Origin of the sequence: Actinoplanes awajinensis subsp. mycoplanecinus, from assembly GCF_001509495.1 — a bacterium.
GTDB classification, from domain to species: Bacteria; Actinomycetota; Actinomycetes; order Mycobacteriales; family Micromonosporaceae; genus Actinoplanes; species Actinoplanes palleronii.
The window spans coordinates 1-26972 of the sequence record NZ_LLZH01000014.1; the positions used below are offsets into that span (position 1 = coordinate 1).

Here is a 26972-nt window from a genome sequence, read left to right on the forward strand (position 1 = left end):
GGGCGGGCAAGCCCGGGCCGGGGCAGGCCGGGCCAGGGCAGGGCGGGCAAGCCCGGGCCGGGGCAGGCCGGGCCAGGGCGCGGCGGCGAGTGGCTGCCGTCGATGTCTGGGGGTGATGCGGGATAGTCGGTGACGCTCCTGGGTAGAGGAAGACTCATGCCTTACCCCGGAGAGCTACTAGGCGGACGGTATCGCCTGGATGACCGCATCGCGGCGGGCGGTATGGGCGAAGTGTGGGCCTCTACCGACACCGTGCTGGGCCGTTCCGTCGCGGTGAAGACGTTGCTGGGCGGACGCGGCACCGATCCCGGGTTCCTGAGCCGGTTCCGGCACGAGGCGCAGACGATGGCCTCGCTCCGGAACCCGGGCGTCGTGGCGGTGTACGACTTCGGGGACACCGAGGACGGCGCCTACCTGGTGATGGCACGGGTCGACGGGCAGCCGCTGAACCGGATCCTCGCCGACCGCTGGCAGCTGACGGTCGCCGAGACGATGTCGATCGTGGCCCAGGCCGGGCGGGCACTGCAGGCCGCCCACGACGCGGGGATCGTGCACCGCGACGTGAAGCCCGGGAACCTGATCATCGAGCCGGACGGAACCGTGGTCCTGGTCGACTTCGGAGTGGCCCGGTCGGCCAACTCCGTCACCCTGACCGGGGCGCGCGAGGTGGTCGGCACGGCGCTCTACATCGCGCCCGAGCAGGTCTCGAAGCAGGTCACCGGTCCGGCTGCGGACATCTACGCGCTCGGGGCGCTGGCCTATCACTGCCTGACCGGGCAGCCGCCGTTCCTCGGCGACAACCCGCTGGCGGTCGCCCTGCAGCACGTCACCGACGAGCCGCCGCCGCTGCCCCAGGAGTTGCCGCGCGCAGTCCGAGACCTGGTCGGCATCGCCCTGGCGAAGGACCCGGCCGACCGCTTCTCCTCCGCCGCGGCGATGGCCACCGCCGCCGAACAGGCCGCGAACCTCGACGACGACGCCGAAGCCGCCGCCATCGCCGCCGAGACAGCCGCCAGCACCAGCGACCCGGCGAACAGCCCCACACCGCCCGGCCTCAACGCCGCAACCAGCGGAATCGGCACGGCAGGCACCGGCGCTGCAGCAGGCGGCGGCCCAGCGGCCGGTGGCATCCGCGGGGCAGGCAGTGATGCGGCAGACGGCGGCGCGACGAGGCCGGGCGGGACTGGATCAGTTGACTCGCGGGCTGTTACGCAGGCTGTGGCTGCCGGGGCCGCAGCGGGGCGGGCCATGGTGGGTGCGCCGCGGTTTGCCGACGATCTGCCGGTGGGTCCCGCGCAGGACGGCAACACCATGGTCGGCGGGCAATGGGACGGCACACTTGCCGGACAGACCGGACAGACCGGACAGGCCGGACAGGCCGGACAGGCCGGAGCGGCAGCGCCCGGGGTCATCCCCGGAGCGGCCGCGGTCGGTGGCCTTGCCGCCGGACAAAACCGACTAGGCGCGAATGAGGCGACCGGCCTGGCCGGAACGGGCGACCCAGGCGGAACAGCCGGCCCGAGCGGGCAGGGCGGAACAGCCAGCCTGAGCGGGCAGGGCGGCACGGCCGCAGCACCCGGCCAGGCCGCCACAAACGGGACTAAGGGAACGATAGGAACAAACGGCGCACCCCGCCCGGCTGGAAGCGGCCTGGCTGGAAGCAGCCCGGCTGGAAGCGGAACGGCAGGAAGCGGACCGGCAGGAGGTTCCGGGAACCGCGCGGCCGCAGCCGCCGGGATCGGTGGCGTGGGTGAGCTCGCTGATCGGCGGAATCGGCTTCTGCTCGCGATCGCCGCCGCTGTGCTGGTCCTGGTCGGCTTGGGGACCACCGTGGTCCTCGCCGACCCGTTTGGGATCTTCGGCAAGGAGCCCGCCGTGGGCACCACACCCGGCGTCGGCGCCCCGAGTCTCTCCACCAGCCCGGAGCCGGCTGCCACGCGCAAGAAGTCGGGCGGCGGGCAGACCACGAAGCCGCAGACCTCGTCCCGCACCAGCACCGCCCCGAGCAGCAACCCGGCGAACCCGGCCCCCTCGGTGCAACCCACCGGGACGGAAACCGAGTCCGAGGAGCCCACCGACCCGGCGACCACCACCCCGGCCGAGCAGCCGACCACCGCCGCCCCGACCCAAACCCAGACCTCCAGCGACAGCGGGGACAGCGGGACCAGCGGCGGCAACGAGGACAACAGCGACCCGGGCAACACCGGCAGCGACAACTGACACCTCGCACCGAGCCGGCCAGCAAGAAGCGAACAGCGCACACGAGCCGGGCAACACGACCCGGCCGACAAGAAGCGGCCCCGTATGCGCGCCGAACCCCGGCCGTCCCGACCGGGATTGATCTCAAGCTGCAATGTCGCGCTCGGTGACAGGGCTACGGCCTTCGGGTGAAGGGCCTACTCGATCGAAGGACACCTGTCCGATCCCGGGCCGCGTACGCCACCACCAACCTGACCTGTGCAAACGATGCCACATCGACCGCACACCCCGGCACACCTCGAAACGCATTTACCAATGAGGCGTGATGAATCCGCCTATGCGGGGTTAACCCCTACAAGCATCCACAAAGCATCAGCCCGCGGTATCGCCATCAGCCGCCCGGGTCATGAAATGACCATGAACCGGCTGTGCCGCGACTGTGAATTGATGGGTACCATCGCTCGACCCCCCACCGGTCCCGCGCGGCCCCAACTCCAGCAGGGCAGGACATGTCGGTCACCTACGACATCCATACCGAAGCAAACCGACCGGAGAACACGGTCGGTAAGCCCGCCGAGACGCCTCGCCCGAACCTCAAGTTCCGGGCGGACATCGAGGGTATGCGGGCCATCGCGGTCACCCTGGTCGTGCTGTCGCACGCCGGCCTGTCCGGACTGGCCGGAGGCTACGTCGGCGTCGACGTCTTCTTCGTGATCTCCGGCTTCCTGATCACGACGTTGCTGCTCGGCGAGCTCAAGCGCAGCGGCACCGTCTCGCTGGCCAAGTTCTACGCCCGCCGGGCCACCCGCCTGCTGCCGGCGTCCACGCTGGTGCTGCTGGTCACCGTCGCGGCCGCGTGGATGTGGCTGCCGGCCACCCGATTCAAGTCGATCTCCCTGGACGCGCTCTACGCGACGTTCTACGGGATCAACTGGCGGCTCGCCTACGAGGGCGTCCAGTACCTCAACGCCGACGCCGCGCCCTCCCCGCTGCAGCACTTCTGGTCGCTCGCGGTGGAGGAGCAGTTCTACCTGGTCTGGCCGCTGCTCCTGATGATCTTCGCGCTGGTGTTCAAGAAGACCACCAAGCCGATCCTGATCACCCTGGTCGCGGTGATCGCGGTCTCGCTGTACGCGAGCGTCCAGATCACCGAGTCGTCCGCCCCGTACGCCTACTTCGGCGCACACACCCGAGCCTGGGAGCTGGGCATCGGCGCCCTGGTGGCGGTCGGCGCGACCCGCCTCGCCGGGCTGCACCGGGGCTTCGCCGCCGTGCTCACCTGGGCCGGCCTGGCCGCCGTCCTGAGCAGCGCGTTCCTCTACGACGAGAGCACGCCGTTCCCGGGCACCGCCGCGGCCCTGCCGGTACTCGGCGCCGCGGCGATCATCGCCGGTGGGTGCGCGGCCCCGCGGGGTGGCGTGGCCACCGTGCTGGGCATCTGGCCGCTCCAGCAGATCGGCCGGTACTCGTACAGCTGGTATCTGTGGCACTGGCCGATCCTGATGATCGCCCCGTTCCTGCTGGACCGGGAGCCGACGGTGGGGCTGAACCTGATCCTGGCCGCGGTGGCCCTGGTGGTCGCGGTCGGGTCGTACCACCTGGTGGAAAACCCGGGGCGCAACCAGGCCTGGGTGAAGAAGTCCGCGGTGCGCGGGATCGCCGTCGGCCTGGTGCTCTCGGTCGGCGCCGCCGGGTTCGCGTACGTCGCCTCGGGGCACCCGCCGGCGCTGGCCAAGGGTGCGCCGGCCGTGGACACCGCGCAGGCGGTCGCGGCGGCCACCGACCCGGAGGCCGAGCTGCAGAAGATCATCGCGGCGTCGGCGAGCCTGGGCGAGCTGCCCGCCAACATCACCCCGAAGGTGCAGAAGGCGCGCAAGGACCTGCCGTCCTACTACGCCACGAACTGCCACCTGCAGTACGAGGAGACCGTCCACCCGGGCGAGTGCGTCTTCGGCGACCCGGCCGGCACCAAGGCGGTCTACCTGTTCGGCGACTCGCACGCCGCGCATTGGTACCCGGCGATGCAGGCGATCGCGGTCGAGCGCGGCTGGAAGCTCGTCGTCCGTACCAAAAGTGCTTGTCAGGCTGCCAGCGTCAACAACTACTCGGGCACGTTCAAGCGCGCCTACACCGAGTGCGTCGCGTGGCGCACGGCCGTAATGGCCGAGATCAAGCAGGCCAAACCGGCCATGGTGGTGCTGTCCTCGAACGGCTGGGACAACGGTGGCCTGCTCGACGCCAAGGGCGCCCGGATCGACAGGGGCGGCCCGGCCGAGGCCGACGCGCTGTGGGCCAAGGGCTGGGCGGACACCTTCCGGGCGATCTACAGCAAGGGCACCAAGCTGGTCATGATCGAGGACACCCCGTGGCCGGACGAGGACGCCCCGGAGTGCCTCGCGGCGAACTCGCAGCACGCGTCGCGGTGCGCCCGCCCGGTCGCCGAGGCGATGCCGTTCCCGGCCCGGCAGGCGCTCGTCTCGCAGACCGCCCGCAAGCTGGGCGTCACGGTGATCCCGAGCCGGAACTGGTTCTGCACCGACGTCTGCCCGGCGGTGGTCGGCAACCTGCTGATGTGGCGGGACAACAGCCACATCACCACCAAGTACGCGGCCATGCTGGCCCCGGTCCTGGAAGCACGACTGCCGGTCGTGAAATAGGACGGGAAACACATAGGCTGGGGCCTATGCCCCAGCCTGGCGAGTCGCTGAACGGGCGATACCGGCTGGACGATCGCATCGCGGCCGGAGGGATGGGCGAGGTGTGGCGGGCGACCGACACCGTGCTCGGCCGCCCGGTCGCGGTGAAGACGCTGCGGGTCGAGCGGGCCGCCGAGCCGAGTTTCCAGCGGCGCTTCGAGCACGAGGCCCGGGCGATGGCCACGCTGCGCCATCCCGGGGTGGCTACCGTCTTCGACTACGGCAGCACCGACGAGGGCGCCTACCTGGTGATGGCCCGGATCGACGGGCATCCCCTGGACCAGCGGATCACCCAGCGCGGCCGGCTCTCCGGCGCCGAGACGATGGCGCTGGTCACGCTCGTCGCCCGGGCGCTGCAGGCGGTGCACCGGGCGGGCATCGTGCACCGCGACGTCACCCCCGGCAACCTGATCATCGAGCCGGACGGCAACGTGGTCCTCGTCGATTTCGGGGTGGCCCGCTCGGCACTCTCAGTGACGCTGACCGGGGCGAGCAACGTGATCGGCACGGCCTGTTACATGGCGCCGGAGCAGGTCGCCAAGGCCACCGTCGGTCCGGCCGCCGATCTCTACGCGCTGGGCGCGGTCGCCTACCACTGCCTGACCGGCGGGCCGCCCTTCGCCGGCGACGACGCGGTCTCCATCGCGTTGCGGCACGTCACCGAGGCGCCCGCGCCGCTGCCCGGTGACGTGCCGGCCCGGGTCCGCGCGCTCGTGCACCGCGCGCTGGCCAAGGATCCGGCCGATCGGCACCCGTCGGCGGCCGCGATGGCCGAGGCCGCCACGGCCGCGGCCGGCGGTGACCTCCGGCTGCTGGCCACCGAGAGCGAGACCGTCTCGATCACTCCGCCGCCCGAACCGGAAAGACCGGAAAAGCCCAGGCTCTGGACACCGCTGCTGGCCGTGGTGCTCGCCGCGGTCTCCGGTGCCGCCGCCGTCGCCGCGGTCACCGATCCGTTCGGATGGTTCCCGGAGTCCCCGGCCCCGGTCCCGTCGGTCTCCCCCACCGCACCGAGCGTCTCCGCCACACCGAGCCCCACCCCACAACCATCAAGATCCCTTTCTCGTACGACCGAAAAGGATCCGCCACCCGCCAATCCCGGGCCCCCGCGCCGCACCAGCACCCGCCCGAGCGCCTCGGCGAGCACCAGCACCAGCGCCGGCCCGTCCCCCTCGAGCAGCCCGGACGACAGCCCCGACCCGGGCGGCAGCGGCGGCCCCGGCGGCGGCTCGGAGCCGGCCGGCGACGACCCGTCGGCCGCCCCTGAAGCCGTCCCTGAAGCCGCCCCCTGAAAAACGTCAGGCGAAGACGTCCTGCTGGTACCGCCCCGCGGCCTCGAGGGACCGCAGCCACACGTCGGCCTGCTCCGCGGTCCCGCCGGTCCGGCCCCGGTAGATCGCGGCCAGCTCACCCCGGACGGCCGGCGCCATCCGCGCGCCGTCCCCGCACAGGTACACGTGCGCGCCCGCCTCGAGCAGCTCCCACACCTGGTCGGCGGCCGCGGACAGGGCCTCCTGGACGTACCGGTGCGGATGCCCGGTCACCGCGGAGAACGCCAGGTGCAGGTCGGCGACACCGTCGGCCGCCCACTGCTCCATCTCCTCGCGGTAGAGCCAGTCGTGGTCGGGGTGCCGGCACCCGTAGAAGATCTTCGAGGGTCCCCGGGTGTCCAGCAGCGCGCGCTCCTGGAGGAACCCGCGCAGCGGCGCGAACCCGGTCCCCGGACCGATCAGGATCATCGGGGTGGCCGGGTCGGCCGGCGGGCGGAACGGCGGCGCGGGCACCCGCACGTGCCCGTAGAAGACGTCGCCCTCGGTCAGCCCGCCCAGGTACCGCGAGCACATCCCGCGGTAGCGCCCGGACCCGGCCCGGGACGGCCCGTCGACCAGGCCGACCGTGATGGTCACCGCGGACGGGTCGACCCGCGGCGACGACGAGATCGAGTAGAACCGCGGCCGGATCGTCCCGACCAGTTCCAGGAAGACCGCGAACGGCAGCTCGATCGCCGGGAACCGCTCCAGCAGGGCGAGGATCGACACCCGCTTGGCCAGGATCTCGTTCGTGTACGCCTCGCCCGCCTCGGCGGTGTCCGCCGTCCACCCGGCCAGCTGACCGGTGGTCCACGGGCAGCGGGTGTGCTCGGCGAGCGCGCCGAGCTGGCTGCGGGTGGCCGGCTCCTGCAACTCGACGAAGTCGGTCAGCAGCAGCCCGGCGGTGACCGGCACGCCGATCGGCAGCCCGGTACGCCGGTCGCCGTCCTGTCCGAGACGGATCACCATGTCGTGGGAGACGCGCAGCGTGTGCAGGGCCCAGTCGACGAGCTCCGGATCGTTCTTGGCGTAGACCGCGAGGTGGTCGCCGGCCTCGTACGTCGTACCCTCCGGCAGCCGCACGGTGATCGCCTTGACGCCCGCCCGGGGCGCCTCCCGGCCGAAGTCCCACAGCCCGTCCGCGTCGCCGACCAGCTCCCGGATCGCCTCCACCATGAGCGGGTACGCGCTGCCGGACACCACGGCCGGCCGCACCTGGTCCTCGCCGAGCACCTCCACGGTGTACCGCGGGCCGGTCGCCGCCGCGGACGTCGCGCCGTAGGCGAGCGCGAGCGCCGTCCACAGCCGCTCCGACCAGGCGGTGGCCATCCCGTCGAAGTCACCGGCGGCATCCGTCTCGCCCCGCCCGACCACCGGCGACGCCCCGGCCGCGGCCAGCTTCGCCTCGACCCGCTTGGGGAACGCCTGGTACGTGGCCCACTGCGTGTTGCCGTTGCCGAGCACCGCGAACGTCACCCCGTCCAGCGCGCCGGCCGGGATCTCCAGCTCGTCGAAGAGCCGGGCGTTGTCCGGCGCCCGGCCGTTGTAGCTCGACGTCACCACGGTGAGCAGGCCCTCGCCCGGCAGGTCGGCGGCGAGCTCGTCGAGGGTCTGCACGGTCACCGCGAAACCGGAGCGCCGGGCCCGGTCGGCGAGCTGCTGGGCGAGGTCCTCCGACGTACCCAGGTTGGAACCGTAGGCGACTCTCATCCGTACCCCTGACGCCTGGACCTGGACCGGCATCGTGGCCGGCGCCGAGGCGGCGACCGGGACCGAGGCGAGCCTCTCGTGGTCCTGCCGGGCGCGGACCCGCAGCCGGAAGTCCTGCGGCTTGATCGTCAGGGTCTGCTTGATGGTGAGCCGGTGACCGGCCGGGTCGGAGATCGCGAAGCGCTGCAGGATCAGCGCGAGCGCGAGGCGGGCCTCGGTGAGCGCGAACTGCCGGCCGATGCAGGCCCGCTCGCCGTTGCCGAACGGCTTGTACGCGTGCGGGTGGTGGCCCGTCTTGGCCGCCGGCAGCCACCTGTCGATGTCGAACGTGTCCGGATCCGACCATGCCGACGGGTGCGTGTGCAGCGGCTTCATCAGCACCGCGACCTTCTGGTCCGCCGCGATCGGATACCGCCCGCCGAGCGTGGTCGCCGTCGTCGCGGCCAGGCCGATCGCGGTGATCGGCGAGTGCAGCCGGAGCGTCTCGTCGAGGATCCGCGGGATCACGTCGAGCTTCATGATCGTCTCGTAGGTGGCCGCCGTGTCGCCGGGCAGCATCCGGTCCACCTCGGCATAGGCCTGCGCCAGCACGTGCGGGTTGCGCATCAGGTGGTGCAGCGCGAAGGAGAGTGTGCCGCTGGTGGTCTCGTGCCCGGCGATCAGGAAGGTGAGCACCTGATTGCGGATGTTCTCGTCGGAGAGCCGCCCGCCGGTGACCGGGTCGGCGGCGTCGAGCATCAGCCCGAGCAGGTCGTTGGATGTGTCGCTTTTTAGACGGCGTGCGCGAATCACCTCGTCCACTGTTTCCTGCATAACGGAAATGTCGGATTTGTAAGCAGCGTCGGCGCGCTTCTTCAACCCGGTGACGAACGGAAGCTGCCGCGTCCGGTCCATCGCCTCGGTCAGCGCATTCCCCATGGCCTGCAGGAAGGGATGCAGCGATACCCGCGAGAACGACTTGAACCGCTGTCCGAAACCGGCCAGCGCGATGGTGTCCAGGGTCAGCCGGGTCATGTCGTCGGTGACGTCCACGTCCGACCGCGACGACCACGCCGCCACCAGGTCCTCGGCCACCTCCAGCATCTGCGGGAAGTACGCCTTCATCGACCGCTGGCTGAACGCCGGCAGCAGGATCCGGTGCGCCTGGCCCCAGACCTCCTCCTCGCCGCGGGCGGTGAACAGGCCGTCGCCGGCGAAGTCCCGGACGTGCGCGAGCGGCGGGTCGATCGGCTTGTAGAACCGGGACTCGTCACACACCTCGGCGACCAGGTCGGGGTCATAGACCAGCACGACGTGCCGGCCGGCCATGTTGAGCTTGAAGAGGCCGCCCGGGTGCTCGGCGGCGAGGTCGGTGAAGAACTGGTGCGTCCCCTCCACCGGAATCTGCAATCCGTTGCCGACGATGGGCAGCCCGCGAGGGGTGGGGATGATCGCGTTCTTTTCCACTAGGCTCCTCAGCCATACGGTGTATGGCGGGTACCGTACGGCGTATGGCGGGGAGCGCAAAGTCGGTTGATCCACGTTTAACAAAGGACGCCATCCTCCGTACCGCGTTACGGATCGTCGACGCCCACGGCATCGACGGGCTGAGCATGCGAAAGCTCGCCGCCGAGCTCGGCGTGAACCCGATGTCGCTCTATCACCATGTGGCGAACAAGGCAGCCGTGGTGAACGGGATCACCCGGCTGGTCACCGACGGGGCGCGGGACATCGCGGTCGGCCCGGGCCGCTGGCCGGACCAGCTCCGCCAGCTCGCGTACGCGTTCCGCGCGCTCAGCCTCGCCCATCCGCACCTGATGCGGCACGCCTTCGCCGGCGACGACTTCATCCAGCGGCGCGGTCCGATGTGGCAGGCGCTCTGCGACGTGCTGCGCACCGCGGGCCTGCCGGAGGCCGAGGTGGAGCAGACCGGCGCGGTGCTGACGGTGCTCGTGGGCGGGCTGCTGCTGACCGAGGTCAACGGGACGATGCGCCGGCTGATCGGCGCCGACGCGGCCGACGACGCCGGTTTCGCACTCGCCGTCGACCTGCTGATTAACGGCATTGCAACCCGCGTGAGCAGGACCGACATGATTTGATCAATAAGGGTTACACGTCGGAAACTTCCAAATGCAAACATCTCGGGGCGCGACCAGGGAGGTGCTTTGTTCCTCAGCCAACATGAGCAGGAACGTCTGCTCATTCACGTGGCGGCCGATGTCGCCCAGAAACGGCGCGACCGCGGCCTCAAGCTCAACCATCCGGAGGCGATCGCGATCATCACGGCGTTCCTCCTGGAGGGCGCCCGCGACGGGCGGACCGTGGTGGAGCTGATGGACGCCGGCCGGCGTGTGCTGACCCGCGACGACGTCATGCCCGGCGTCCCGGAGATGATCGTCGAGGTGCAGGTCGAGGCGACGTTCCCGGACGGCACCAAGCTGGTCACCGTGCACGGGCCGATCTCATGAGCACCGACGCGGTGATCCCGGGCGAGGTTCTCCTCGGCGACGGCGAGATCGAGATCAACACCGGGCGGACGGTCCTGGAGCTCACCGTGCGCAACACCGGCGACCGGCCCGTGCAGGTCGGCTCGCACTTCCACTTCGCCGAGTCGAACGCGGCCCTGGACTTCGACCGCACCGCGGCCTGGGGCCACCGGCTCGGCATCCCGGCCGGCACCTCGGTCCGGTTCGAACCGGGTATGCCCCGCGACATCGTGCTGGTCCCGCTGGTCGGCAACCGGGTGGTGCCGGGCCTGCGCGGCCTGGCCGGCGGCGCGCTGGACACGACGTCGCCCGCGAGCGACCCCGACTCGGCCGACATCGAACCGGCCGGCTCCCTCGACGAGGACACCGGCGAGGGCTACGCCAGCACCAACGGGAGCCCCCGATGACCTCATTGGACCGGAGCCGGTACGCGGCTCTCTACGGGCCGACCGCCGGCGACCGGATCCGGCTCGCCGACACCAACCTGCTGATCGAGATCGAAGAGGACCGCAGCGCCGGGCCGCACCCCGGCGACGAGGTGGTCTTCGGCGGCGGCAAGGTGATCCGCGAGTCGATGGGCCAGTCCCGCGCCACCCGCGCCGAGGGCACCCCGGACACCGTGATCACCGGGGTCGTCGTGCTCGACCACTGGGGCATCGTCAAGGCCGACGTCGGTATCCGCGACGGCCGGATCGTCGCGATCGGCAAGGCCGGCAACCCGGACACCATGGACGGCGTGCACCCGGGCCTGGTGATCGGCGCGAGCACCGAGATCATCGCGGGCAACGGCAAGATCCTGACGGCCGGTGCGATCGACAGTCACGTGCACCTGATCAGCCCGACCATCCTGGACACCGCGATCGCGTCCGGCATCACCACGATCATCGGTGGTGGCACCGGCCCGGCCGAGGGCACCAAGGCCACCACCGTCACCCCGAACGCCTGGCACCTGGCCCGGATGCTCGAGGCGCTGGACACCTTCCCGATCAACGTGCTGCTGCTCGGCAAGGGCAACACGATGTCCGAGGAGTCGATGTGGGAGCAGCTGCGCGGCGGCGCCGGCGGCTTCAAGCTGCACGAGGACTGGGGCACCACCCCGGCCGCGATCGACGCCTGCCTCACGGTGTGTGACGCGTCGGGGGTGCAGGCCGCGATCCACACCGACACGCTGAACGAGGCCGGGTTCGTCGAGGAGACGATCCGGGCGATCGGCGGGCGGTCCATCCACGCGTACCACACCGAGGGCGCCGGCGGCGGGCACGCACCGGACATCATCACGGTGGCGTCGCTCCCGCACGTGCTGCCGTCGTCGACGAACCCGACCCGGCCGTACACCCGCAACACCCTGGCCGAGCACCTCGACATGCTGATGGTCTGCCACCACCTGAACTCGGCGGTGCCGGAGGACCTGGCGTTCGCCGAGAGCCGGATCCGGCCGTCCACCATGGCGGCCGAGGACCTGCTGCACGACCTCGGGGCGATCTCGATGATCGGCTCGGACTCGCAGGCGATGGGGCGGGTCGGCGAGGTCATCCTGCGGACCTGGCAGACCGCGCACGTCATGAAGGACCGCCGGGGCTCGCTGCCCGGTGACGGGCCGGCCGACAACAACCGGGCCAAACGGTACGTCGCCAAGTACACGATCTGCCCCGCCGTGGCGCACGGGATGGCCGAGCAGGTGGGCTCGGTCGAACCGGGCAAGCTCGCCGACCTGGTGCTGTGGGACCCGGCGTTCTTCGGGGTCCGCCCGGCACTCGTGATCAAGGGCGGGATGATCGCGTACGCGCAGATGGGTGACGCCAACGCGTCCATCCCGACGCCGCAGCCGATGCTGCCGCGGCCGATGTTCGGGTCGTACGGCGTGGTGCCCTCGCAGACCTCGCTCGCGTTCGTGGCGCCGGCCGCGATCGACGCGCTGCTCGGCGATCGGATCGGGGTGAAGCGGGCGCTCGTGCCGGTCGGGGACACCCGGTCGGTGGGCAAGGCGGACATGCCGCTGAACGCCGCGCTGCCCCGGATCGAGGTCAAGGCGGACACGTTCGAGGTGCGGATCGACGGGGAGGTCGTGGAGCCGGATCCCGTCACCTCGCTGCCGATGGCTCAGCGGTACTTCCTCTTCTGATGGCCGGTCTGGCGACGTTGTTGCTGCTTGCTGACGGGCGTCTGCCGTCCGGCGGGCATGCGCACTCGGCCGGGTTGGAGGCGCAGGTCTCGGCCGGGCGGGTCCATGACGTCGCGTCGCTGGGTGGGTTCCTGCAAGGAAAGCTCGCCACGAGCGGGCTGGTGTCCGCGGCTTTTGCGGCGGCGGCCTGCGGGGACGTGACTCGGTGCGCCGCGCTGGACGACGGGCTGGATGCGCGGACGCCGTCGCCGGCGTTGCGGAAGGCGTCGCGGGCGCAAGGGCGGGCGTTGCTGCGGGCCGGCCGGGCGATGTGGGCGGTCGCCGACATCGGGCGGGAACCGCACCAGCCGGTGGCGCTGGGTGCGCTGGCGGCTGCTGCCGGGCTGACGCCCGGACAGGTGGCGGTGGCGGCGGCGCACGGCACGATCACCGGTCCGGCCAGTGCGGCGGTCCGGTTGCTGGGACTTGATCCGTACGCGGTGCACGCGCTCCTGGCGCGGCTCGCACCTGTTTGTGACCGGGTCGCGGCGACCGCCGCGGCCCGTTCCGGCGACCCGGTCGACGACTTGCCGTCGGCGGGCGCCCCCCTGCTCGACATCGGCGCCGAGCATCACGCCACCTGGGAGGTGCGTCTCTTTGCATCCTGAACTGCACGAACACGGTCCCGATGAGGTTCCGCACACGCACCCCGAGCCGGGTGTCGACCCGCACGCCCCGCTCGCCTCGGACGGCGCGCCGCGGGCCCTGCGGATCGGCATCGGCGGACCGGTCGGCTCCGGCAAGACCGCGCTGGTCGCGGCGCTGTGCCGGGCGCTCGGCGAGGAGCTGGAGCTGGCCGTCGTCACCAACGACATCTACACCACCGAGGACGCCGACTTCCTGCTGCGCAACGGGGTGCTGCCGGCCGAACGGATCCGCGCGGTGGAGACCGGGTGCTGCCCGCACACCGCGATCCGCGACGACATCTCGGCGAACCTGGACGCGGTCGAGGACCTGGAGTCGTCGCTCGGGCCGCTCGACCTGGTGCTCGTGGAGAGCGGCGGGGACAACCTGACCGCGACGTTCAGCAAGGGCCTGATCGACCAGCAGATCTTCGTGGTCGACGTGTCCGGCGGCGACAAGGTTCCCCGCAAGGGCGGCCCGGGTGTGACCACGGCCGACCTCCTGGTGATCAACAAGACCGATCTGGCGCCGATGGTCGGCGCGGACCTGTCGGTGATGGACCGGGACGCGAAGGCCCGCCGCCACGACCTGCCCACGGTGTTCCTGTCGCTGGCCCAGGACAAGGCGGCCACCCCGGTCGCCGAGTGGATCCGCGGCCTCATCGCAGTGCGGTGAAAGCTGAGGCGCGGGTGGTCGCCGAGACGGACGGGATCGGCGGGACGCGGCTCGTGGTGCTCCGCGGACAGTCGCCGCTGCTGCTCCGGCGGACCGGGCCGCGGCGATCCGGCGGCGTCACGGTGCACGTCGTCGGCGGGGCCGCCGGGCCGTTGCGCGGCGATGAACTCCGGCTCGACATCGAGGTCGGCCCGGGCGCCTCGCTGGAACTGCTCAGCGTCGCGGCCCAGCTCGCCCTGCCCGGCCGTCCGGCACCGGCCTCCCGGCTGACGATCACCGCGACGGTCGCGGCCGGCGGCACCCTGCGGTGGCTGCCGGAACCGCTGATCGCCGCCTCCGGCTGCGACCACATCGCGATCACCCGGGTCGCGGTCGAGGCCGGTGGGTCACTGTTGTGGCGCGACGACCTGGTCGGCGGCCGGCACGGCGAAGGCTCCGGGGACTTCGTCGCCGACACCCTCATCTCGTACGCGGGGAAAGCCCTGTACCGCCACGAACTCGCCGTCGGACCGCGCGCGTCCGGCTGGGACGGCCCGGCGGTCCTCGGCGAGGGCCGCGCCACCGGCACGGTGGTCGCCGCCGGTACCGACCTCGCCGCGTTCACCGCGGCCGGCCGGGATCTGGCCACCTTCGCCACCACCGGCACCACGGGCGGGTCCGGGAGCCGGGCGGGCAGCTCGATCGGCGCCCGTGGCAGCCGGGTGACCGGCGCGCACGCCGCGATCATGCCGCTCGCCGGGCCGGGCTGGCTGGCCACCGCGGTCGGCGCGGACATCCGCACGGTCCGCGCCGCCCTCGACCCGCTCTGCCTGCACCCCGCACCGCTACCGGTCTGACCGTCACCCCGCGAGGCCGCTGCCGCCCCGGACCACATCGCGCCTCGCCGGATCCCGGCTGGCGCTGAGGGGTGCCTCGACCGCCTTGAGACACCCCTCAGCGCCAGCCGGGGAACCCGGGGCGCGCTGCGGTCCGGGGTGGGCAGCCACGTCGCGGTCGCCTCACGGGCGGGACGTGGCTCGTAGCCTGCGGACGTGCGCTCCGCTTGTGTTTTAACCCGTGGGTGGTGTGGTGCCCGGCGTGATGCAAGGACAGCCCTTGGTAGATCATCTTCTTGTCTAGGGAAGATCATCAATACCAGAGGGCTGTCCGGTGATCAGTGTGCACGACCCACGACCAGCCGTGGCCGCCGGGGACCTGGCCGCGTTCAGGCGCGTCTTCTACGACTGCCTGACCGCACGTACGGACGCGTTGTTCGAGCTGACCGACGCCCTGTTATGCGCTGACGGGCCGGTCACGAGCCTGGTCGGATTGTCCCTGACCGCGGAACATCGCCGCGGGCACGGCGCCCTGTACGACGCGGTCAACGCCGGCCGGATCGTGGTGGACCGGCTGCAGCGGGCCCTGACCGCGGTGGAGTGCCCCGGCACGACGGTGGCCGGCTCGTCCTCGCCGTCGATGTCAGCCCGTGGCTACGCCCTGACGCCGGCAGCGCCGCACAACGCGCGTTCTGCTGGGTCCGGGGACGTAGCCGAAACACCGGTCAGGCCATCCCGGGCTGGCCGTACTCGATCCTGGTCGCGGTCGAACCCGGCCGCAGCAGCTGGGTCGCGGTCCTGGACGCGGTCCGGCTGGTCCCCGGTGACGATGTCACCGCGGTCACCGGCGCGCAGGTCCGCGCCACCATCGACCGGTTACGCGACACCGGACAGTGGCAGCCCGGCGACCCGCCGATCATGGTGCTCTGCGACGCCGGCTACGACCTGACCCGGCTGGCCTGGCTCCTCGCCGACCTGCCCCTCGTGGTCGCCGGCCGGGTCCGCAGCGACCGGGTCTACCGCGCGACCCCGCCACCCTCGACCGGCCTGCGCGGCAGACCCGCCCGCCACGGCACCCGCCTCGACCTCACCCAGCCCGCCACCGGGCCACGACCCGACCAGACGACCGCCACCACAACCCGTCGCTACGGCACCGCGACCGCCACCGCCTGGCACCGGATGCACCAACGACTGACCCACCGCGACGGCTGGACCCACCACGACGGGCCACTACCCGTCATCGACGGCACCGTCATCCGGCTCCACACCGACCGGTACCCGAAACCACTGTGGCTGTGGACATCGGAGCCCACCCCGGACGCCACCGCCGTCGACCGCTGCTGGCAGGCCTACCTACGCCGCTTCGACATCGAACACTGGTTCCGGTTCTGCAAGCAAACCCTGGGCTGGACCACACCACGACTCCGCGACCCCGCCGCCGCCGACCGCTGGACCTGGCTGATCATCGCCGCCTACACCCAACTACGCCTAGCCCGCCACCACAGCACCGACCTGCGCCGACCCTGGGAACGCCCGATCACCCCCACCAGCCACTTAACCCCGAACCGGGTCCGCCGCGGTTTTCGGTACCTACGCACGAAACTGCCTCAACCCGCCCGCGTACCAAAAAACACCCGACCCGGCCCCGGCCGGCCACCCGGCTCCCGCAACCGGCAACCCACACCCCATCACGACCCCGGCAAACCACAATCCAGTACCACAAAAACCAGCAAAGGTTAAAACACAAGCTCCGTATCCGTACCGGAAAGGGTTGACCGGAAGCTGATCGGTCTCGGACATGAAACCGGCGGAGGGCGGCCGATGGCCGCCCTCCGCTTCGTCTCCCCCTGCCCCTGTGGTCTATGCGGCTACCGCGATCGGTACGCCATGGGCGTCGGTCAGCGCGAGCCGGGTGTGCAGATTGCCCTGCTGCTGCACCTTCGCGAAGTACTCGGTGCGACGGCGTTGCAGGCAGCCCTTACGGGTGCGCGGGCCACCCGCCGCCACCGTCAGCAGTTCCGGTGCGAGCGAGCTGTTCAGTCCCTCCCGCAGCAGGCGCAGCGCCTCGGTACGCAGCTGGGAGATCCGCGACTCGGTCACGCCGAGCCGGGCGGCCACCTCGCTGAGCGGCTGTTCCTGCAGAAACGACTCCTCCACCACCTGACGCAGCCGCTCGGGCAGCGCCTGGATCGCCTGATGCAGGTATCCCAGCCGCTCGCGCTTGAGCAGCAGGTCCTCCGGCCCCTCGGACAGTTCCGGCACCATCTCCTCGGCCGCCCCGGTCGGGAAACCCTGCAGACTCAGCAACGACGCCTTCTGCACGTCGTCCTCCACGCTGGCCAGCTCGGACACCCCGATGCCGAGCATCTCGGCCACCTCGGCGTCGCTGGGGGTACGCCCGAGGGCGGCGGTGAGTTCCTGGCGGGCGGTGGCCGCACGCCGTGCCCTGGCCCGCACCGATCGGCTGGCCCAGTCCTGACCGCGGAGTTCGTCCAGCAGGGCGCCGCGGATCCGCACGGCGGCGAAGCGGTGGAACGGAATCCCGCGGGACACGTCGAAGGAGCGAGCCGCTCCGAGCAACGCCGCGAAGCCGGCCGACGACAGGTCATCTGAGTGGACATGGCCGGGCACCCGGTTGAGCAGTTCCCGGACCAGATGGCCAACCATCGGCATGTTCTCGCGGATCAGGTCCTCGATGTCGCGCGCAGAGGGCGCGTCATGGGTGATGCCGATGGCGGCGGGGAGTTGGGTCGTGGCGGTCACGTAGTCCTCCTCGCTCGTACGAACCGGCTGATGAAGCCGGCTGACGAGAAGAACACTGAGCGCCGTCGGGTGCAGTGGGGCCCGAACTCGGTTGTATTTGTGGAGTTTTTTCATGAAAAACCTCAGGCCGCGAGCTGAGCTCGCGGCCTGGTGAACCAGTGAACAGGAACCGAGGCGGATGTGCCGAGGGAATGGGCCGGAACGTCAGCGCATAGCCGGCGCCCGCAGCATCACGACCTCGGCGAGCTCCGCCTGCACCCAGCGCATCCGGCGGACCGCCACGTCCGGATGGTCACCGAACTCGGTGGCCACGCCGGCGGCGCACCCGTCACTGCCGTGCCGGAGGATCATCGTGGTGATCGCCTCCTCCACGGTGGCCCGGTTGGGGTCCTCGGAAGGCTGCAGGCACGAGACGAACAGCGCCTCGGCAGCCAGATCCTTCACAGTGCTGATCATTGTCGAACTCCCCGTTGCGACGACCTGCTTGTTGTTCCCGGCGGACACCCGCGTCGATGTGGACGAGGCCGTGACGGTCATCGCCCATCATCCCTGCGGGAGTCCTGCCGGTCGGCAGCCACGCCGTGCGAAAGTACCGCGATCCGGGCAGTAGTCGATCGGTGCGGGACACCGTGCTGAACCCGGGCGGAAAGAAGCAGAGCGCCTGTCGTTTCCCTCTGAACCGTAACGCGGCGGGCACCGGTCTGACGTCTGCTTTTTGTCCCCGGTGGCCGTTCCGCAACCAACCTGTCACCAGATGGCCACTCCTGGTCATACCCACGGAGTGCCCGGTTATCCCGGGGCTGGCCGGCTTTCCCCCGCACGGGCAGGGAAAAGCCGGCGAGAGGCGTCAGCCGGCCGGACAGTCCACCGCGGCGTCGCAGTCGTCGTCGCCCGTCCCCGGGCCCGGCGCACCGGTCGGCACCGCGATCGTGGGATCGGAGGTGGGCGGGTCGATCACCGGGTCCTGCACCGGCACCGACGGCGGGATCGTCGACTGCGACGGGCTGGGCGACGGGCTGGCGCTGGCGCTGCTGCTGGTGCCGCCGCTCGGCGCCGCGCTGCTCGCACCGGTGGTCGGGCCGCTCGTGCTGGTGCGGCTCGGCGTGGCGCTGGTCGTGGTCGGCGTGATGTGCACGATGCCGTCCGGGTCGACCGAGATGCCGGGCTGCGGCGTGGTCTCCACGGCCGGCGTGCCGAGCCGGACCGTGCCGTCCGACAGCCGCTCGACCGGCCGGGACGGCGCACCCGGCTCGTTGGAGACGAACGCCTCGCAGTTCAGGCCGTTGAGCTGGAAGAGCATCGGGGCGGCGTTGCTCTTGGCGTACCGCCCGGTGATCTCCAGAGTCGTGTTGGCCTGCGGCTGGAGGGCGGCCACCGAGGTGACCGTGACCGCACGATTCTCCTGGTTCAGGTGGCTCGCGGCTGTCTTGATCTTGCTGGAGAGCACCTGGTCGCCGGGCATCAGGAACCAGAGCTTCCAGTCGTCGACCGCCTTGTCACCCCGGTTGGCCAGGGTCACCTGGGCCTTGAACCGGTTGCCGGTCTGCGACCAGACCGCGTAGCTCACGATGCAGTTGCCGGCCGCCGGGACCAGGGTGGGACCGGGCACCGCGGAGGCCTTGTCGTCGCTCTTCTCCGGGCCGGCCGTCAGGCTCCACCCGTACGTCAGCAGGCTGAGCGCGGCGACCGTGCCGGCCACCACCAGGGCGCGCCGGGGCCGGACCTGTTTCGGGCCACGGGGCGGGCGGCTGCCGTCGACCGGGGCGGACGGCGGGGCACCGGCGCCCGGACGCAGCGCGGGCGCCACCGGCCGGGACGGCGCTGGCGCGGGCACCACGGCCTCGGCAGCCGGGGCCTGACCCATCCCCATGTACGGATAGCCGGACGGGAGGATCGTGGTGTCCTCGCCACCGTCCTCCCAGTCGCCCCGGAAACCGCTGACCGCGGCGGCCGGGACACCCGCGGCGATCCCGGCCAGCAGGTGCGCCACCTCGGCGGTGGGCGGACGGTCGGACGGGCGCTTCTCCAGGCAGCGGCCGATCAGCGCGTCCACCTCGGGCGGCATGCCCTCGACCGGCGGCAACGGCTCCGGCTCGGTGTACTGGTGGGCGCGCAGCAGGGCCGTCGTGGTGCCCACGTCCCACGGGAGCTGGCCGATCAGCATGCGGTAGATCAGCAGGCCGACCGCGTAGACGTCGGTGGCCGGGCTGACCTGGCCACCCTCCAGCCGCTCGGGCGCGAGATAGGCCGGCGTGCCGAGCAGACTGCCGTCCGGGTCGGTGTCGTTCTCCCCGATCAGGGCGGAGATGCCGAAGTCGACCACCTTGGCGCCGGAGCCGGTCAGCATGACGTTGGCCGGGGTGACGTCGCGGTGCACGATGCCACGGGCGTGTGCCGCGGCCAGGGCGGCCGCCACGTCGGCACTGATCCGCACCGCGGTGTTCCACGGCAGGGTGCGGACCCGGGCCAGCACCGCGGCCAGGGACTCGCCGTCGACGAGCTCCATCACGACGTACGGCACGGGCTCGCCGTCGACCGTGGTGGCCTCGCCGTAGTCGTACACATTGGTGATGTGCGGGTGACTCAGCCGCGCGGCGGCCTGGGCCTCCGCGCGCAACCGCCGCCGGAACGAGGGATCGGCACTGGTGGACGGGGGCAGGACCTTGACCGCGACCTGACGCCCCAGCACTTCGTCGAACCCTCGCCACACCACTGACATCCCGCCGGCCCCGAGACGCTCGACCAGTCGATACCGACCGGCGAGCAGACCCGAACCGGGCAGGTCCGTCGTGCTCATGTGCCCCCACATGCGCGCTTGAAGAAGAAGACCCCGGGCCGCACCGCCATGCCGCCCGACGCCGGGCGAGTCGTGCCCCCACCATCGGACTCCGAGCATCCCCCATCGACGGCGAGGATGTTAGTCCCTATCGGTCATCAGTTCGAGCCAGGATGAGGCGGTCTACCAGGGTTTCATCACCGTCAGTGGGATCGGTCGAACGACGCGTGCAGGTACCCGAACGGACAGGAATGCGCTTTCCGCGATCACGCGATCACGGAGCGCCACGGCCGCGCCCGGGGATTGCCCGCTTCGTCGGAACTTGCGGTTTCAACTACCTGGTCACTCCAACGTGGATAAATGCACGATGGGTCATCCGATCACTACGCAGAGAGATCAAGAATGTCCATGATCTGTCACACTCTTTGACACCATCGGAGCACTCCCGGTGAGATCTCGCCCGACCTGCGGCATCGCCCGCACCGCCGGGGTGCTCGGCAGCACCGGGTGCGTGCCCGCCGGAACCGCGCCCAGCTCCTCGAGGAACGCCCGCATCGGCGCCCACTTCTCATAGATCACCAGCAGCACCTCGCCCGGCGCGGTCAGGCCCAGCCCGGTGGTCACCGCGTCCCGGAAGCCCTCCGCACGGGCCGCCCGGATCAGCGGCCGACGTGACCGCATCTCGCGTTCCACCAGGGTGGACACCTCCCCCGGGGCACGCCCCCGGGTGTCGCCGTCGTCGTAGAGCACCGCCCGGGTCAACCCGTCCGCCAGGATCTGCGCCGAGGCGGCCAGCAGGTCGTCACGGCGGTCGCCGGGCAGCGTCACGGCGGCCACGCAGCGGTCCGTGCCCCAGAGCCGGTGCAGGGTGCGCAGCGTGGTGGCGAGCGCGGCCGGGTTGTGCGCGTAGTCCAGGAAGATCGAGACGTCGCCGAGTCGCAGCAGGGTGCCCCGGCCCGGGTTGTCCACGGCCGGCTCGAACTCGCCGAGCCGGGCGGCCACCGTCTCCGTCCGCGCGCCCAGGGCCCGGGCCGCGGCGATCGCCGCCAGGGCGTTGGCGACGGCGTGCGGGGCGGCGCCGCCGTACGCCCCGGGCACCTCCGCCGACCGCAGCAGCGGCGTCCGGCGGGCGCCGGTGGCCTGCACCAGCCAGCCGTCCTGCAGGACGTACGCCGTACCGCCCCGGCCCAGGTGCTCGGTGAGCACCGGGTTGGCCGGGTCCAGCCCGAACCACACCAGGCGTTTGCGGTCGGCGCGTACCCGGGGCCGGCCGGGCAGGCTGCGCACCCACGGGTCGTCGACGTTCAGCACGAGCGTGCCGCCGTCCCGGACCCGTTCGGCGACCACCGCCTTGACGTGCGCCAGGTCCTCGATCGCGTCGAGCCCGTCCTGGCCCAGGTGGTCGGCGGTGATGTTGGTGATCACTCCGACGTCCGACCAGTCGTAGCCGAGCCCGCGCCGCAGCAGCCCGCCGCGCGCCGTCTCCAGCACCGCCACCTCGACCTGCGGGTCACCGAGCACCTGCTGCGCCGAGCGCGGGCCGGTGGCGTCGGCCAGGTGGATCGCCCGGCCGTCCACGAACACGCCGTCGGTGGTGGTCGTGCCGACCGTACGGCCGTTGCCGCCGAGCAGGTGCGCGGCCAGCCGGGTCACCGTGGTCTTGCCGTTGGTGCCGGTCACCGCGACGGTCGGGATCCGCCCGTCGGAGCCGCCCGGGAACATCGCCCGGACGATCGCGTCGCCCACGTCCCGGGCCCGGCCGCGGACCGGGGCCAGGTGCATCCGCAGCCCGGGCACCGCGTTCACCTCGATCACGCCGGCCGTCGGCTCGTCCTCACCGGTCGGTGGCAGCGGCGCGGCGATGTCCGGCAGCCGCAGGTCGATCCCGGCGATGTCCAGCCCGACCAGGGCGGCGACCCGCTGGCACAGCCGGGTGACGTCCGGGTGCACCCGATCGGTGACGTCCCGGCTGGTCCCGCCGGTCGACAGGTTGGCGCCCTCGCGCAGCCAGACCGTCTCGCCGTCGGCCGGCACGTCGGCGGGCTCCCGGCCGGCCAGCCGCAGGGCCTCCGCGTCCAGGGTCAGCCGGGTCAGCACCCGGGAGTGCCCGACACCGCGGCGCGGGTCGGCGTTGGTCAGCCCGACCAGCTCGGCCAGGGTGGACCGGCCGTCGCCGACCACGTGCGCGGCGATCCGCTCGGCGGCGGCCACCATCTCGCCGGCCACCATCAGCACCCGGTAGTCCCGGCCGTCCAGCTGCCGTTCCACCACCACGTCGCCGCCCGCGTCCCGGCAGGCCCGTTCGACCTCGCCGGGCGTGGTCAGGCCGAGCGCCACGTGCCGGCCCTGGCTGCCGTGCCGGGGTTTCACCACCACCGGGCCGCCCAGGTCGCGCAGCAGTCGTACCGCCTCCCCCGGCGAGCCGGCCGCGCCACCGGCCGCCACCGGGATGCCGGCCTCGCCGAGCAGCCGCCGGGTGACGTGCTTGTCGCCGGCGATGTCGATGCCCACCCCGCTGGTCCGGTCAGTCATCGCGGCCCAGGCCATCCGCCGCCGGGTGCCCCAGCCCAGCCGGACCAGGCTGAGGTCGTCGAACCGTTCGACCGGGATGCCCCGGCGGCGGGCGGCCGCGATGATCGCCCGGGTGCTCGGCCCGGTCGCCTCCCGCTCGGCGAACGCGGCCAGCTCCTCGAGCCGGGCCGCCGGTGTGCCGCCGGTCTGCCCGGCGTGGGTGGCCAGGACCAGGTCGACCGCGGCTTCCAGCAACTCGCCCGGCACCCGGGACTCCGGGGACTCGTCGACCGGGCACTCCAGGATCACGTCGTAGCTGCCGGGTTCGCCGGTCGACACGGTACGGCCGAAGCTCACGTCCCGGCCGATCAGCTGGGACAGCTCCAGGCAGACGTGCTCGGTGACGTGCCCGAAGTACGTACCGCCGCGCAGCCGGCTGACGAACCCACCCGCCGCGCCCGCCGCGCAGTGGTGCTCGGCCAGCCCGGGCAGCGCCCGCAGCAGCCGCTCGGTGAACCCGGTGACGTCAGACGTCTCCCGGCCGGTCAGCTCCTCCAGCCGGAGCCGGGCCACCACCGCCGGCCGGGACAGGTACACGTTGGGGCCGCGCAGGCGACGCAGGCTCTCGATCTTCATGCGAGTCCCCGATCCCCGGCTTGCGGCCGGTCAGGTGGAAGGTGTGCCCGGCCGGCAGCACGTGGATCAACGCCCCGGCGAGGGCGATCGGCCCGGTTCCCGGTACCCGGATGTCGGAGGCCGCCCCGGCGTCGACGACGGTGACCGCGCCGCTGCCGAGCACCTCGAACCGGTCGCCGTCGGTGAGGATCGCGGTGTCCTCGTCGATGCCCAGGCCGAGCTCGTGCGGGTACCGGGCGACCGCGCTGAGCAACCGGTTGAGCCGCCCACGCTGGGCGAAGTGCTGGTCGATCAGCACGCCGGGCAGGAACTCCAGGCCGGGACCGGTCCGCACGCTCGCCGCGGACACCCCCGGCCCGTCCCCGCCGACGATCATGGTGGCCGACATCATGGCCGCGCCCGCGCTGGTCCCGCCGAGCAGCACCGCGCCGCTCGCCACCAGCTCCTGCAGCAGCGAGTCGGTGGCGGTGCCACCCAGCACCGAGGTGATCCGTTCCTGGTCACCGCCGGTGAAGAAGATCCCGGTGGCGTCCCGCAGCGCGGTGGCGGCCGCGGGCGCGTTCGCGTCGGCGCGGGTGGCCAGGCGCAGCGCGCGGACCCGGCCGGCGCCCCGCGAGGTGAACGCGTCGACGTAGTGCGCCTCGGCGGTCTCCGGCTGTTCACTGGCGGTCGCGATCACCACGATCCGCGCGGCGGCACCCCCGGCGAGCTCCACGAACCGGACGAGCAGCTCCGGTCCGGCGGCGCCTCCCATGATCAACAGCCGGGCGTCCACCGTGCCTCCTCAGCAGGGGCCCGCGCGGGCCACTGTTGAGATTAATCGGAACAAAACCGAAACATCCGGCTATTCAGAATGCTCCGCCGGCAGCAGGTGCCGGACCTCCGGCGGACCCTCGGCGAGCGCCGTCGCGCGCTGCTCGGCCTGCTCGTCGTCGCCGGTCAACCGGCCCTCGTGCTGGCGCAGGTGCTCCTCCCACGTCGGCACCAGGTAGACCTCGACGAACCGCCCCGGGTCCGCGCCGTCGCGGAACAGTCCCCACTGGGTGGCGCCGGTGCGCTGCCGGGAGCCCCGCAACCCGAGCATGGCGGCCGCGAACGCGGTGGCGTTCGCGGGCGGCACCCGGTACGTCGCGGAGACCAGGATCGGGCCGTCGGTCAGGTGCGGTTGCAGCATCAGGTGCGGCTCGGCCCAGAAGACCGCGGGACTGTGGTCCTCGTCCTCGTGCGTGTGGACCGGCCATAGTCGTACCGTCGCCGTCCCCGCAAGCATCAGGACCGCCGCGACCCCGAACGTCTGCCGCAGGCCGAAGGCCTGTACCGATTGCCCCCAGGCGACCGCGCCGAGCGCCTGCCCACCGGCGAAGACCAGCTGGTAGATCGCCAGCGCCCGGGCCCGGACCCAGTTCGGCAGGAAGAGCTGCATCGCCGCGTTCATCCGGGACACCAGCATCATCCAGGCCAGACCCGCGCCGACCAGCGCCGGCGCCACCGCGAACCGGTTCGGCACCAACGCCGTGACCAGCAGCGCGACCCCGTAGACGGCACCCGCCGCGACGATCATCTGGTTGGTCCGGAGCAGCCGGCGGGCCCGCGGCATCAGCAGCGCACCGGCGATCGCGCCGGCACCGAGCGCGGCCAGCAGCAGCCCGTAGCCGTCCGCGCCCATCCGCAGCTCCCGGCTGGCCACCAGCGGCAGCAGGCCCCAGACCACACTGCCCGGCACCACGAACAGCAGCACCCGCCCGAGAATCCGGCGGATCACCGGCGACCAGCGGACGTAGCGGCCGCCGGCCCGCAGCGCCGAGGCGAAGTGCTCAGGATGGCGCGCCGGCGGGTTCGGCGCCCGCCGCCAGCGCAGCAGCGCCACCGCGAAGACCGCGAAGGACAGCGCGTTGAGACCGAACACCACCGCCGACCCGAAGTGCGCGACGAGCAGCCCGGCCAGTGCCGGACCCGCCGACCGGGCCAGGTTCGTGTTGACCGCGCCGAGCGCCGACGCCGACGGCAGCTGGTCGTGCGACACCAGTTCCGGGATCACCGCCTGCCAGGACGGCAGGGTCACCGCCTGACCGCACCCGAGCAGGAACGTGAAGACCAGCAGACCCCGCGGACCGATGTCATCCCGGGCCGTCAGCACGGCCAGGACCGCTGCGATTGCACAAAGCCCTATTTGTACGACGATGAGCAGCCGACGCCGGTCGAGAGTGTCCGCCAGGGCACCGGCCGGCAGCGCGAAGAGCAGCACCGGGAGCATGGTCGCGGTCTGCACCAGGCTGACCCAGGTGGCCGCGTCGGGCTGGTGGACCACGAGCCACTGCGCGCCGACGGTCTGCATCCAGGTGCCGACGTTGCCGGCCAGCACGGCGATCCAGAGCGCCCGGAACACCGGGTCCCGTAGCGGCGACCTCTCGTCTGGCCCGGTTCTCTCGTCGGAGGTCGGCTTCTCGTCGGGCATTTCCAGGAATCTAGCGGCGGTGTGCGCCCGGGCCCGGGCGGGGCAGCACGTCGCGGTGATCTCCCACCGGATGCCCCTGCGCGCAGTGGATCTCGACGTGCAGCGCGGCCCCGCAGTCCCGGTGCGCGAACTCCAGCGGCGGCCCCTCCGGGTCGGCCAGATGCTTGTCCCCCCACCCGGCCAGGGCGATCAGCACCGGATAGAGGTCGAAGCCCTTCGCGGTCAGCCGGTACTCGTGCCGCACCCGGGCGCCCGGCTCCTGATAGGGGTCGCGGCGCAGCACCCCGTGCTCGACCAGCGCGGCCAGCCGGTTGGCGAGCACCTGCCGGGGAATCTTCGTGCGCACCCGCATGTCGTCGAACCGCCGCACTCCGGTGAACACCTCCCGCAACACCACCATCGTCCACCGCTCACCGAGGATCGCCATCGCCCGGCTGATGGTGCAGTTGTCCACCGCCCAGTCGAGCGCACTCGGCGGTGCCGGCGTCGCCGCAGCCGCAGCCGCAGCCGACGGTGCCGGTGCCGGTGCCGGTGCCGGTGCCGGTGCCGCCCGGAGTGTCGGGGCGTTCGGCGATGACTCCTCGGGTGTGACCTGTCCGACCATGCGTCGAGGCTAGGTCTCGTTGACAGACGCAGCAAGCCCGTGCCAGCCTGCGTCCATGACACAGACTCAGGCCGCCGCCCGGACCCGCACGTTCTCCTGGACGGACCCGTCCGAGCACGTCAAGCTGCTCACCGAGCTCAGCGGCCTGGAGTTCCTCCGTGCCATGTCGGCCGGCGAGGTCCCGCCCCCGCCGATCTTCCAGCTGATCGACGGCAGCAGCCTGCACGCCGAGGACGGCAGCGTCACGATCACGCTCGACCCGCAGGAGTTCCACTACAACCCGATCGGCACCGTGCACGGCGGCGTCATCTCCACCCTGCTGGACACCGCGGCCGCCTGCTCGGTCCAGACCACCCTGCCGGTAGGTGTCGGCTACACCAGCATGGACCTGAACGTGAAGTTCCTCCGCGCCGTCACCGTCGACTCGGGCACGCTGACCTGCACCGGCGCCGTCCTGCAGCGCGGCCGCCGCACAGCCCTGGCCGAAGCCCGCCTCACCGACGCCAAGGGCCGCCTGGTAGCCCACGCCACCTCCACCTGCCTCATCCTCGACCTCCCCACCCCCTGACACC

19 protein-coding genes and 1 pseudogene are annotated in these 26972 nt (G+C 72.0%); 12 read left to right on the forward strand and 8 right to left on the reverse strand.

Annotated elements, in window-relative coordinates:
* Positions 1–156 precede the first annotated feature (156 nt).
* The 3 genes from ADL15_RS56985 (at position 157) to ADL15_RS04990 (ending at position 6187) form a co-directional block, all read left to right on the forward strand.
* On the forward strand, positions 157–2220 hold the full coding sequence (locus tag ADL15_RS56985; protein WP_198170553.1) for a serine/threonine-protein kinase: 2064 nt from the start codon (positions 157–159) through the stop codon (positions 2218–2220).
* A 488-nt stretch (positions 2221–2708) separates the two neighbouring features.
* Positions 2709–4856 (forward strand): acyltransferase family protein, encoded by a 2148-nt coding sequence (locus ADL15_RS04985; RefSeq protein ID WP_067685413.1) that lies wholly within the window; start codon positions 2709–2711, stop codon positions 4854–4856.
* Positions 4857–4882: 26 nt separating this feature from the next.
* Positions 4883–6187: a serine/threonine-protein kinase gene (locus tag ADL15_RS04990; protein WP_067685414.1), complete on the forward strand. Its 1305-nt coding sequence runs from the start codon at positions 4883–4885 to the stop codon at positions 6185–6187.
* Between the two features lie 6 nt (positions 6188–6193).
* Here ADL15_RS04990 and ADL15_RS04995 read toward each other — a convergent pair whose 3' ends face one another.
* Positions 6194–9361, reverse strand: coding sequence for a bifunctional cytochrome P450/NADPH--P450 reductase (locus ADL15_RS04995; RefSeq protein WP_198170555.1), 3168 nt, complete (start codon positions 9359–9361; stop codon positions 6194–6196).
* Between the two features lie 44 nt (positions 9362–9405).
* On the opposite strand from ADL15_RS04995, the gene ADL15_RS52670 reads away from it, so the two are divergent.
* The 8 genes and pseudogenes from ADL15_RS52670 to ADL15_RS05035 all read left to right on the forward strand — a co-directional run bounded on the left by ADL15_RS52670 (position 9406) and on the right by ADL15_RS05035 (position 16441).
* Complete coding sequence (locus ADL15_RS52670; RefSeq protein ID WP_198170557.1) at positions 9406–9993, forward strand: TetR/AcrR family transcriptional regulator; 588 nt, start codon at positions 9406–9408, stop codon at positions 9991–9993.
* Positions 9994–10059: 66 nt separating this feature from the next.
* On the forward strand, positions 10060–10362 hold the full coding sequence (locus ADL15_RS05005) for an urease subunit gamma (protein WP_067685416.1): 303 nt from the start codon (positions 10060–10062) through the stop codon (positions 10360–10362).
* Complete coding sequence (locus ADL15_RS05010; RefSeq protein ID WP_232343903.1) at positions 10359–10787, forward strand: urease subunit beta; 429 nt, start codon at positions 10359–10361, stop codon at positions 10785–10787. Before ADL15_RS05005 ends, ADL15_RS05010 begins: the two co-directional genes overlap by 4 nt.
* A complete protein-coding gene (locus ADL15_RS05015; protein ID WP_067685417.1) occupies positions 10784–12502 on the forward strand; it encodes an urease subunit alpha in 1719 nt (572 codons plus the stop codon). Before ADL15_RS05010 ends, ADL15_RS05015 begins: the two co-directional genes overlap by 4 nt.
* Positions 12502–13149 carry an urease accessory protein UreF gene (locus tag ADL15_RS05020; protein ID WP_067685418.1) on the forward strand — a complete coding sequence of 216 codons (648 nt, stop codon included), beginning with the start codon at positions 12502–12504 and terminating at the stop codon, positions 13147–13149. The genes ADL15_RS05015 and ADL15_RS05020 overlap by 1 nt, the downstream gene beginning before the upstream one ends.
* Positions 13139–13840 (forward strand): urease accessory protein UreG, encoded by a 702-nt coding sequence (gene ureG / locus ADL15_RS05025; RefSeq protein ID WP_067685419.1) that lies wholly within the window; start codon positions 13139–13141, stop codon positions 13838–13840. The genes ADL15_RS05020 and ureG overlap by 11 nt, the downstream gene beginning before the upstream one ends.
* The gene (locus ADL15_RS05030; RefSeq protein WP_067685420.1) at positions 13837–14676 is read left to right on the forward strand and encodes an urease accessory protein UreD; all 840 of its coding nucleotides are present in this window, start codon (positions 13837–13839) and stop codon (positions 14674–14676) included. The genes ureG and ADL15_RS05030 overlap by 4 nt, the downstream gene beginning before the upstream one ends.
* A 313-nt stretch (positions 14677–14989) precedes the next feature.
* Positions 14990–16441 (forward strand): annotated as a pseudogene (locus ADL15_RS05035) (NF041680 family putative transposase).
* Positions 16442–16515: 74 nt separating this feature from the next.
* Here the strand turns inward: ADL15_RS05035 and ADL15_RS05040 are convergent.
* The 7 genes from ADL15_RS05040 to ADL15_RS05070 form a co-directional block, all read right to left on the reverse strand.
* A complete protein-coding gene (locus ADL15_RS05040; protein ID WP_067685421.1) occupies positions 16516–17418 on the reverse strand; it encodes a sigma-70 family RNA polymerase sigma factor in 903 nt (300 codons plus the stop codon).
* Between the two features lie 204 nt (positions 17419–17622).
* Positions 17623–17874: a hypothetical protein gene (locus tag ADL15_RS05045; RefSeq protein ID WP_067685428.1), complete on the reverse strand. Its 252-nt coding sequence runs from the start codon at positions 17872–17874 to the stop codon at positions 17623–17625.
* A gap of 391 nt (positions 17875–18265) precedes the next feature.
* On the reverse strand, positions 18266–20215 hold the full coding sequence (locus tag ADL15_RS05050; protein WP_083970921.1) for a serine/threonine-protein kinase: 1950 nt from the start codon (positions 20213–20215) through the stop codon (positions 18266–18268).
* A gap of 375 nt (positions 20216–20590) precedes the next feature.
* Complete coding sequence (gene cphA / locus ADL15_RS05055) at positions 20591–23341, reverse strand: cyanophycin synthetase (RefSeq protein ID WP_067685422.1); 2751 nt, start codon at positions 23339–23341, stop codon at positions 20591–20593.
* Positions 23232–24116: a cyanophycinase gene (locus ADL15_RS05060; protein WP_067685423.1), complete on the reverse strand. Its 885-nt coding sequence runs from the start codon at positions 24114–24116 to the stop codon at positions 23232–23234. Before ADL15_RS05060 ends, cphA begins: the two co-directional genes overlap by 110 nt.
* Positions 24117–24185: 69 nt before the next feature.
* The gene (locus ADL15_RS05065) at positions 24186–25796 is read right to left on the reverse strand and encodes an MFS transporter (protein WP_067685424.1); all 1611 of its coding nucleotides are present in this window, start codon (positions 25794–25796) and stop codon (positions 24186–24188) included.
* 10 nt (positions 25797–25806) lie between these two features.
* Positions 25807–26223: a winged helix-turn-helix transcriptional regulator gene (locus ADL15_RS05070; protein ID WP_067685429.1), complete on the reverse strand. Its 417-nt coding sequence runs from the start codon at positions 26221–26223 to the stop codon at positions 25807–25809.
* 232 nt (positions 26224–26455) lie between these two features.
* Here ADL15_RS05070 and ADL15_RS05075 point away from each other — a divergent pair, with 232 nt between their 5' ends.
* Positions 26456–26968 carry a PaaI family thioesterase gene (locus ADL15_RS05075; protein WP_067685425.1) on the forward strand — a complete coding sequence of 171 codons (513 nt, stop codon included), beginning with the start codon at positions 26456–26458 and terminating at the stop codon, positions 26966–26968.
* Positions 26969–26972: the final 4 nt, after the last annotated feature.